Annotated in this window: 10 protein-coding genes; 8 read left to right on the top strand and 2 right to left on the bottom strand. The window is 47.6% G+C overall.

Going from position 1 to position 9,329, the window contains the following annotated elements; all coding sequences use genetic code 11:
• Positions 1-76 precede the first annotated feature (76 nt).
• On the top strand, positions 77-241 hold the full coding sequence (locus tag HW443_RS07630) for a hypothetical protein (RefSeq protein ID WP_176229081.1): 165 nt from the start codon (positions 77-79) through the stop codon (positions 239-241).
• An 8-nt stretch (positions 242-249) separates the two neighbouring features.
• Here the strand turns inward: HW443_RS07630 and nth are convergent, their stop codons facing one another.
• Complete coding sequence (gene nth, locus HW443_RS13630) at positions 250-1,485, bottom strand: endonuclease III (protein WP_308751090.1); 1,236 nt, start codon at positions 1,483-1,485, stop codon at positions 250-252.
• A 398-nt stretch (positions 1,486-1,883) separates the two neighbouring features.
• Here nth and HW443_RS07645 point away from each other — a divergent pair, with 398 nt between their 5' ends.
• The 3 genes from HW443_RS07645 to HW443_RS07655 all read left to right on the top strand — a co-directional run bounded on the left by HW443_RS07645 (position 1,884) and on the right by HW443_RS07655 (position 5,287).
• Positions 1,884-3,029, top strand: a complete 1,146-nt coding sequence (locus tag HW443_RS07645; protein WP_176231411.1) for an acyl-CoA dehydrogenase family protein — start codon at positions 1,884-1,886, stop codon at positions 3,027-3,029.
• Positions 3,030-3,133: 104 nt separating this feature from the next.
• Positions 3,134-3,964: an electron transfer flavoprotein subunit beta/FixA family protein gene (locus tag HW443_RS07650; RefSeq protein ID WP_176231417.1), complete on the top strand. Its 831-nt coding sequence runs from the start codon at positions 3,134-3,136 to the stop codon at positions 3,962-3,964.
• A gap of 51 nt (positions 3,965-4,015) precedes the next feature.
• A complete protein-coding gene (locus tag HW443_RS07655; RefSeq protein ID WP_176231412.1) occupies positions 4,016-5,287 on the top strand; it encodes an electron transfer flavoprotein subunit alpha in 1,272 nt (423 codons plus the stop codon).
• 113 nt (positions 5,288-5,400) lie between these two features.
• Here HW443_RS07655 and HW443_RS07660 read toward each other — a convergent pair whose 3' ends face one another.
• Positions 5,401-5,979 carry a superoxide dismutase gene (locus HW443_RS07660; protein ID WP_176231413.1) on the bottom strand — a complete coding sequence of 193 codons (579 nt, stop codon included), beginning with the start codon at positions 5,977-5,979 and terminating at the stop codon, positions 5,401-5,403.
• Between the two features lie 219 nt (positions 5,980-6,198).
• Here HW443_RS07660 and HW443_RS07665 point away from each other — a divergent pair, with 219 nt between their 5' ends.
• The 4 genes from HW443_RS07665 (at position 6,199) to hepT (ending at position 9,142) form a co-directional block, all read left to right on the top strand.
• Positions 6,199-7,662 (top strand): ATP-binding protein, encoded by a 1,464-nt coding sequence (locus tag HW443_RS07665; protein ID WP_176235831.1) that lies wholly within the window; start codon positions 6,199-6,201, stop codon positions 7,660-7,662.
• Between the two features lie 305 nt (positions 7,663-7,967).
• On the top strand, positions 7,968-8,183 hold the full coding sequence (locus HW443_RS07670; RefSeq protein ID WP_176226960.1) for a hypothetical protein: 216 nt from the start codon (positions 7,968-7,970) through the stop codon (positions 8,181-8,183).
• Between the two features lie 109 nt (positions 8,184-8,292).
• Positions 8,293-8,721, top strand: coding sequence for a type VII toxin-antitoxin system MntA family adenylyltransferase antitoxin (gene mntA / locus HW443_RS07675; protein ID WP_176226959.1), 429 nt, complete (start codon positions 8,293-8,295; stop codon positions 8,719-8,721).
• 1 nt (position 8,722) lies between these two features.
• Complete coding sequence (gene hepT / locus HW443_RS07680; protein WP_176231415.1) at positions 8,723-9,142, top strand: type VII toxin-antitoxin system HepT family RNase toxin; 420 nt, start codon at positions 8,723-8,725, stop codon at positions 9,140-9,142.
• Positions 9,143-9,329 lie beyond the last annotated feature (187 nt).

Raw genomic sequence — 9,329 nt, forward strand, 5'->3', positions numbered from 1 at the left:
AAGAAATTGCCCTACATATTGAACCAAGATTCTTAAGTATCGCTGTAGGGTTAATTTCTCCGGGAGGTAAGAAATTATGAAAGACATCTTGGATTTGCTAGAAGAGTATATTCCTGAGGATAACCCTCGCAAATGGGCTAAACTAAACAGTCTCCTGGACTATCGGAGACTTCACCTGTCACTGCTGAAGGCCATACTTATAGAGCTTAGAAAAATGAATAGCAACGAAACCAAAGGTTAGGTTCCCTCCTAGTCTACAGTGCTAGAGCAGACACGTTCCTCATGGCAATCTTTGTAACCTATCAGGAGGAAAGCTCCTGTCTGGCAAAAGTCTCTGACCACACAGGAACTACAAAGAGGCTTTTTGGCGTGGCATATTTTCCGGCCATGAAATCCAAAGAGATGAGTAGAGCGGGTCCATTTGTTCTGAGGAATGACTTCACAGAGCTCTTCCTCAATTTTATCGGGATCCTTTGAGGTAGCCAGCCCCATTCGCGTAGTCACCCTTCCCACATGGGTGTCTACGGCAATAGCCTCCTGTCCATAGGCGTTTCCTAAGACGATATTGGCTGTCTTTCTCCCTACTCCGGGAAGGCTAACCAGATCATCCAGAGAGTTGGGAACTTCTCCTCGATGCTTTTCTACCAAAGCCAGGCAACAACTTATGATACTTTTGGCCTTATTTCTGTAAAATCCAGTAGGACGTATCTCCTCTTCCAGAGTACGGATGTCGGCAGCAGCAAAATCCTCCGCTGACTGATACTTTTTAAAGAGATCTTTGGTCACCTCATTTACCCTCTCATCAGTACACTGAGCCGCAAGAATAGTAGCAATAAGGAGCTCCAGAGGAGTCCGCCAGTTAAGGATTATGCGGACCTCAGGGTATTCCCTCTCCAAAATCTCCAGGACCTCCAAAATGTGTACTCTGGGATCTTTCATAGTCGCCTCTGTGTCTAGAACCTCTTGATAAGCCTTGTAGGTATTACCATCAAATAGCACCAGGGCCACTTCATCAATGCCTTCGTTTGTTTCCAGAAAATCTACTATGGCTTTTATAGCCACCCGGGCAGCCTTATCTATGGGATATCCATAGGCACCTGTACTGATGGAGGGGAAGGATATAGTGCGTATGCCTTTCTCTTTGGCCAACTTGAGACTGTTGAGATAACAGTTTCTCAGTAGTTCAGGCTCTCCTCGGGTTCCTCCCCTCCAGATGGGACCTACAGTATGAATGACAAACTTGGCCCGAAGGTTACCTCCGGTGGTGATGACCGCCTCTCCGGTTGGCAGACGGCCTTGTTGGGAAACGATCTCTTTACATTCCTGCAGAATGGCCGGCCCTCCGGCCCGGTGGATGGCCCCATCGACTCCCCCGCCACCCATGAGGCTGCTGTTAGCGGCATTAACAATAGCTTCGGTTTGCTGTTTGGTGATATCTCCCTGGATCAGTGATAGAGTTGTACCCCGTATTGTTATGGTAGTCATACTATATTACCTCCTTGCCATATTTCCAGTTCTCTCAATTGCTCTCCATTACCGAGAAATTGAACTTAATCGGTCTTCGAATTTTTATTATAACACTACAACGTCATTTACCTGAATACATACAATAGGTTGTGGTTCAATTAAAGAAATTGCCCTACATATTGAATCAAGATTCTTAAGTATCGCTGTAGGGATAATACATGTAATCTGTTTAAAACCTCTAAACCTGGAATATTCGTGTAAAATTCTATAAACACTATCTGGCCACGTAGTCCAAAATATAGCTCAAGAAATCCAGGCATCCTTTGGACTTTTGGCTTCGTCCAATTATAATAATTCATGCAGCTTCATCTATCACCTGCAAAATTCAGGAAAAATATGGAGAAAAGGGATGGGAGATGGACTATTTTTTATCTGATGAACAGAAGATGATCGTAGACATAGCCAGGAAAATAGCACAGGAGAAAATAGTGCCTGTCAGGAAGGAGTTGGACGAAAAGGAAGAGTTTCCCCATGAAATAATTAAGGAAATCGCCCGCGCTGATCTCTTTGCCCTGTTCGTGCCTGAAGAGTATGGAGGGCTTGGCGGAAGAATTTTTGATGTGTGCCTGGCCGTAGAGGAGCTTAGCAAGGGATGCCTGGGAGTAGCAACCAGCTATGCTGCCTCTGGGCTGGGCTTCTTGCCCATAATTATATCCGGCTCGGAGGAACAAAAAAAGAAATACCTTTCAGACCTGGCCAGCGGGAAAAAACTGGCCGCTTTTGGCCTTACCGAGCCCGATGCTGGAAGTGACGCCAGCGCCATCAGAACTTCAGCAGTACTTGATGGCGATGAATACGTTCTGAACGGTACCAAGCAGTGGATAAGCAATGGCGGAGAGGCTGACATCTACACCATTTTTGCTATGACAGATAAGACCAAAGGGGCAAGGGGAGCCAGCACTTTCATAGTGGAAAAAGGTACACCAGGATTTTCTTTTGGCAAAAAAGAAGAAAAACTGGGCATAAGAGCTTCCGTAACCAGAGAGCTTATCTTTGAGAACTGCAGGATCCCTCGAGAAAACCTCATCTCCAGAGAAGGTATGGGCTTTATCATAGCCATGAGGACCCTGGATAAGGCCAGGCCAGCCGTGGGCGCTCAGGCTGTTGGAGTAGCTCAGGCAGCCCTGGACGAATCTATCAAGTTCGCCAAAACAAGACATCAGTTTGGGGTATCTATCTCCTCCTTTCAGTCAATTCAGCATATGCTGGCGGACATGGCCACCCAGATTGAAGCCGCCCGGGCCCTGGTCTATGCTGCAGCCAAAATGATAGATAGCGGGGCCAAAGAAATTTCCGCAGCTTCCTCCATGGCCAAACTTTTCGCCTCAGACGTGGCCATGAAAGTGACCATTGATGCCGTTCAGATATTCGGGGGCTACGGGTATATGAGGGAATATCCCGTGGAAAAAATGATGCGAGATGCCAAGATAACCCAGATATACGAGGGCACAAACCAGATCCAGAGAAATATTATCGCCAGCCATCTCCTGAAATCGGCATAGTTTCGCTCATGAGACAAATTTTGAGTCAATTTGGAACTGATTGTGATTCGGGGGCCGCCCCTCGAACGATGGAAAATTGGTATGAACACAGGGAGATGATAGAAATAAACATAGTAGTATGTATAAAGCAGGTGCCTGGAACTACCGAGATCAAAATAGATCCGCAAACCAATACTCTAATTCGTGAAGGAATCGAATCTATAATCAACCCCTTCGATACCTATGCCGTAGAAGAGGCCGTAAGAATAAAGGAAAGAATAGCCCAACAAAGCAAAGAAGGGTTTTCGGGCCCAGAGAGCAAAGTCATCGCCATAACCATGGGACCTCCCCAGGCCGAAAATATCCTCAGAGAAGCTATCTCGGTGGGCGTAGATATAGGCGTGCTATTAAGCGATAGGGCCCTTGCCGGGGCTGATACCCTGGCAACTTCTTTTACCCTGGCCAAAGCCATAAGAAAATTGGAACGGGAATTTGGAAAAATTAGTTTGATCCTGTGCGGAAGACAGACCCTGGATGGAGACACCGGCCAGGTGGGTCCCGAACTGGCCCAACAACTAAATCTTCCGTGTTTGGGCTATGTAATCGAAGTAATGGAAATAGACAACAAATACTTTAAGCTAAAGAGACTAATGGAGGATAGATATGAGGTTTTCCGAGTTCCCCTACCCGCAGTAATTTCAGTCAGCAAAGGAATAAATGAACCCCGGGTGCCCTCTCTCCGGGGTGCCATGCGGGCCAAAAGCGCCCCCATCACAGTTTGGCGCGTCTCCGATCTGGATGTCAAAAGCGAGGAAGTGGGCCTTTCAGGCTCGGCAACGCAGGTAATTAAGGTATTCTCCCCCCATATAGAACGCCAAAGTGAGATTTTCACCGGAGATGTGGACACTCAGGTGGAAAAGTTGACCCAGAAGTTGCAGTCTCTGGGAGTAGTGTAGATAAACTGTTGTAATTACCACCGGGCTGAAAAATCTTAAGAAAGGCAAAATATGGATATAACCATAGATCTCGAAAAATGCACCGGATGCGGTTTATGCCTGAAAGCGTGCATGTACGATGCCATAAGAATTGTGAATAAAAAGGCCGAGATCGATGAGAACTGCACGCTCTGTGGAGCCTGTGTAGAGGCCTGCACCTTCAATGCTATCAGCATAGCGGGGATTCCGGTCAAGGCCCAGGACTTCTCTGATTACAAAGGGGTCTGGGTTTTTATCGAAAATCGAAACTCCCAAATAGCGGAGGTATCCTATGAGCTTCTTGTGGAAGGGAGAAGGCTGGCAGATACCCTGGGAACCACCCTGGCTGCGTTGGCCATAGGGTATGGCATAAAAGAGAAGGTTTCAGGCCTGTTTGATTATGGCGTGGACAAGGTTTATCTCATAGAAAGCCCCCTCTTCGAAAATCAGCTCGATGATGTATTTGCCAAAGCCATCGTCCAGACCATCTCCAGATATAAGCCAGAAATTTTCCTTTCTGGAGCAACTTCCTTCGGCAGATCAATGATTCCCCGAGTTGCAGCAATTTTGAAGACCGGCCTCACCGCAGACTGCACCGGACTGGACATTGATGCCAACAAAAAGCTCCTACTCCAAACCAGACCTACCTTTGGTGGCAATATTATGGCTACTATCATCTGCCCCAACAACAGACCTCAGATGGCCACAGTGCGTCCCCATGCCATGGGTGCTCGCGGAACGGAAACTAAAAATATAAATTATGCCTCTTTGAACCACCAAGAGAATCCCTCAGGCCTTGCCCAAGAAAGGGGCACTCCGGAGGTAAAAAGGGGCGACATTATAGAAATCCCCATCCAGGAAAACTTATTCAAATCACGTCTCCGGCTGCTGGAGACCATAGACGCTATTGAGGAAAAGATTAATATTACTGATTACGATATCATTGTTTCCGGGGGAAGAGGCATCGGCTGCGCGGAGAACTTTGGCCTTCTAAGGGAGCTGGCGGATCTCCTGGGTGGAGTGGTAGGAGCCTCAAGAGCTGCCGTGGACTCGGGCTGGATCTCCTATCCCCACCAGGTGGGTCAGACTGGCAAAACCGTAAATCCCAAAATTTACATAGCCTGTGGCATATCCGGTGCTGTGCAGCATCTGGCAGGAATGCAGACCTCTGATGTGATAATCGCCATAAATAAAGACCTGGATGCGCCCATATTCAAGATAGCAACCTATGGCATAGTGGGCGATTTATTTGAGGTTGTACCCAGGTTGATAAAAAGGATCAAGTCCGGCAAAAAATTGTTCTAAACATCTTTGACGAAACTGCAAAAACCAAGATTTCGACCAATTTACCGCCCGATCTAGCTTCGCGAGAGGGTACTAAATGCCCTGATTTTGACCTTTTTGCAGTGCCGCCATCTTTACTTAAGACGCCCATCTACAACGCCCCATTTGATATTTTTGAAGAACGTTGCAATATAATCGGCTCGCTTGAGCCCATAGTCAATCATGAAGGCATGCTCAAACACATCCATGACCAGAATGGAAATACAGCCTGCAAGATGGCCGGTTTCATGCTCGTTGATCCATTGATTCATCAGCTTCCCGGTTAGGTTGTCCTGGTAGAGAATGGCCCAACCGATTCCGCGCATGGATCCTGTACCCCTGAAATCTGCTTCCCAGTTTTCTATGCTTCCAAAGTCTTCCACCAGCTTGTTACCCAGCTTCCCCGACCTGTTTATGGGCTCCTTACCCCCCAGGTTCTCAAAATAGTACTCATGGAGCCGCATGCCGTTAAACTCAAAGCCCGTGCGACGCTTCAACTCCGCATATTCAGGAGTGCCTATCTTCCCCTCCCTGACCATTTCAGCCAATGTATCCAACAGCCGGTTGGTATTGGCCACATAGCCTTCGTAGAGGGTGAAGTGATTCTTGAGGAGGGTCTCACTAAAGCCCTCCATGCCTATGAGGTGACTGTAATCTTTCGCCGCATAGCCCATTTCTGCCTCCTTAGTCTTGAATTGCTGCGAGTACCTGTAAACCACGACGATCCGCATATTATGTTATACCAAAAATGCATAGCCTGGCAACAAGGGAGTCTAAGCAAACGATGTCAAGCAAAATGACAAGTCTCTTCCCCCGGCAGGGTTACTCTTATATAATTCTAATAGGACGATTTGGGATTTTGCTGTGGGCCAAAAGTCGGAGAACTATGGAAAATGTCCAAGAGACCAACTACTCTTCCAGTAATAGTAGATAAGAGCCATTTGATTAGCATAGGGGAGCAGCTCTACAGCGAGAGTGTGGAGCTGGTTCGAGAACTGGTAAACAATGCCTACGACGCAGATGCCACCAGGGTACAGGTGTTGGTAGAGCAGGAGCGCCTGGCGGTTGAGGACAACGGCAGTGGTATGGATCTGGAGGGGCTCAAACAATACTTCAGTGTCGGATCTCCCTTGAAACGCCTGCAGGGAAAGTCTGCGCTCTTCGGACGAGATCTTATCGGACAATTTGGCATTGGAAAGTTTGCTACACTCTCGGCCTGTGAGCGTTTCCGGGTATCCACCCGCAAGGGAGATTTTTCAGCAACTGTTGCTTTTGATAAAGACGACTGGTGGCGCCGGGGGGACAGGTGGGAGCTTCCCCTGGAGGTCAATCCGGCTGATGGCAGGAGAGAGGACGGCACTACAGTTACCCTGGACAGGCTAAAAAAGCAATTTGATCCCGCTGAGGTCAAGGCTCGCCTGGCCGAAAGTGTTCCGATCAATGCGCCTGACTTCGAAGTCTTGGTTAATGGCGAGAAAATACACCCACCTCGTCTGAGCGGTCATCGAATTCCTTTCCTTGAGGGCACTCAGTTTGGCCTTGTCCATGGAGAGATTGTAATCCTTCCCAATTCTGCCGCCTCCACATCCAATTTGGGAATCGAGTGCAAAGTCAGGCAGGTGACCATCAGACGAGAGCTTTTTGGCATGGAATCCTGGGGTCGAGATGTTACCCGCATCCGGGGAGAGGTGCATGCCGACTTTCTTCCTATAACCAGCGACAGGGGTGGCTTCATAACAGATTCCGAGGAATATAAGGCTTTCTCGGAAGCCATGTCCAGAGTGATAAGAGAGGTAAAAAGCGTCCTTGGTCAGCTCTCCAACAAACGAGAGAATCGGATTACGAGTCGGGCGGTGCGAGAAGCGCTGGAGCGAATTCAAAAGTCCCTTCTTGCCCATCCCGATCTTTCGCCTTTTGGCCCTATCCCGGTCTCAAATGGCCAGCCGGCCATTGGCGAGGGTGGAGTCGTGACCCCTACCAAAGGAGGGCATATCGAATCCATTGCCGAGAAGCAGAAACCTGTCAGAAAATCTGGCCAAAAACGCAGAGGCAAGCCTAAAGCCGATCTATTGACCCCCAACGCTGTGGTCCGTCGAGTAAAAATAGGATCCACCGGGGTCATATGCTGTCTTGACCACTTTGGACCAGAGGGGACCGAATCTTTCTCTGAAGGAAACATCATTTATATCAACCGGGACCATCCCCTTTATAAAGCCGAATCAAACAAGCGCGATGCCCACATCCTTAATCTGGCTCGCCTGATCACCCAAGAAATCTGCCTCATGAAGAACCTGCGCAATTCTCGTAAAGCTTTCCAACAGCAAAGCATCCTTTTGCGGGACGCCTTCCGGGACTAGCCAACCAAACGGGATGGGCTACCTTTTAGTTAAGATGTGCGGGTCATCGGCATCCTAATGTTAATCTATTTCAGAAGGAAAAAAATGGCTATAGAGAGACCAGAGACATTATTCTGCCATCCGATGGTCTTTATAAAATATTTGTGACCGTCCCAATACCTACCGATGTTAGTATAAGGAAAGAAATAGCGATGGCTCCCGGCTACAATAGAAAGGTGAAAAGCACCAAATCTAAGTAGTAGGAGGAGGAGCCATCAACATGAAACCCTCATGTCACAGGTGGCACAAAGGAGCATGAAATTAAGATGTATTTTCAGAGGAAAAATAGCACGGCCAGAAAACTGAAGCAAGTACCGGCAGGATATCTGATCGTGGGGATAAATCCCCACAAGAAAAAGCATGCGGCGGTAGCCATGACCCAAGATGCTGTGGTACACACCAAGTTGGGACGGTCACCGCGACGAGATCAAATAGAGATTTTTAAGGGCCGCTCCTTTGGTGTTACGATCTCATTCACGTAGCCAAATCCCCTGGCGCTCTTTCTCCTGCTCTGAAACATCGGTAGTAAGAATTATCAATTGTTGCTATAATTTGAAAAATGCTAAATCAAGCACGCCAAAGGGATTTGTTGTGAAAATATCTCCAGTCTCACTCAAGCCAGATAATACAGATCTGCAAAAGATCGCCCAAAAGTATGATCTGCGGATAATCCTTCTCTTTGGCTCAGCAGTATCTGCAAAGCTTTACCGGCAAAGCGACATAGATATTGCCGTTCTCGCGCCAAAGTCTGAGCTGGGCCTGAAAGATTACTGCGACCTTCTTTTTGATCTGCAGGAGCTTTTTCCGGGGAGAGAAGTGGACCTGGCCCTGCTAAATAGAGCAGATCCCCTGTTCCTTAAGAAAATCATGGAGAACTGCGAACTTCTTTATGGCCATCCCCGGGAACTAGCTCAGCTAAAAATTTATGCCTTCAAAAGGTATGTCGATCATCAGCGCTACTTTGACCTGGAAAAGAAGTTTGCCCGAGGCTTTATTAAGCGTAATCTGGGCGCCGGCTAAAATGGTGGATAAGACTCTGATCATCAGAAAGATCGTCCTCATCAGCAAGGATTTTGAAGCCTTAAAATCTCTGGCTCAACTGAGCTATGAAGACTATGTGGCAGAACCGACAAACGAGGTTCTGGCCGAGCGCTATTTAGAGCGGATGATCGGAAGAATGATCGACATAAACTACCATTTGATTACAGAGAAAGGACACCCTCCCCCTCCTGACTACTTTCAATCTTTCCTGAAGCTGGCCGAGATAAAAATTCTTCCCTTCGATTTAGTTCAACAAATTGCTCCTTGCGCAGGTCTGCGGAACAGGATCGTTCATGAATACGATGAGATCGATACTAAAAAAGTCTATGAGGGCCTTCAGGCAGCAATGAGAGACATCCCCCTATATCTGAATTACATCAGTAAATTTATCGAGGAGTAACTTTTCTATCGATTTCTTCTTAAGCGAATCCCAAATGAGTCATCCTTTAGTCAGGATACTCTCCTGAGCAATCTCATGTACGGGGTGGAGCGCCCTTAACCAGACCGGTACTGCGAGTAGATACGGGTAGTTTCATTGGGCCGGTTTGTAAATAGCCTTAACCTCGTCGATCTCCTTTTCAGTTTTG

The sequence above is a fragment of the Candidatus Hakubella thermalkaliphila genome (assembly GCF_013281975.1).
GTDB classification, from domain to species: domain Bacteria; phylum Actinomycetota; class Humimicrobiia; order Hakubellales; family Hakubellaceae; genus Hakubella; species Hakubella thermalkaliphila.

Excerpts from the sequence above, each read along its gene's own strand:
- HW443_RS07670 (WP_176226960.1), top strand. The coding sequence starts at position 7,968 with ATGTATTTTCAGAGGAAAAATAGCACGGCCAGAAAACTGAAGCAAGTA.
- HW443_RS07630 (WP_176229081.1), top strand. The coding sequence starts at position 77 with ATGAAAGACATCTTGGATTTGCTAGAAGAGTATATTCCTGAGGATAAC.
- nth (WP_308751090.1), bottom strand. The coding sequence starts at position 1,485 with ATGACTACCATAACAATACGGGGTACAACTCTATCACTGATCCAGGGA.
- HW443_RS07655 (WP_176231412.1), top strand. The coding sequence starts at position 4,016 with ATGGATATAACCATAGATCTCGAAAAATGCACCGGATGCGGTTTATGC.
- HW443_RS07645 (WP_176231411.1), top strand. The coding sequence starts at position 1,884 with ATGGACTATTTTTTATCTGATGAACAGAAGATGATCGTAGACATAGCC.
- HW443_RS07665 (WP_176235831.1), top strand. The coding sequence starts at position 6,199 with ATGTCCAAGAGACCAACTACTCTTCCAGTAATAGTAGATAAGAGCCAT.
- HW443_RS07660 (WP_176231413.1), bottom strand. The coding sequence starts at position 5,979 with ATGGGCTATGCGGCGAAAGATTACAGTCACCTCATAGGCATGGAGGGC.
- hepT (WP_176231415.1), top strand. The coding sequence starts at position 8,723 with ATGGTGGATAAGACTCTGATCATCAGAAAGATCGTCCTCATCAGCAAG.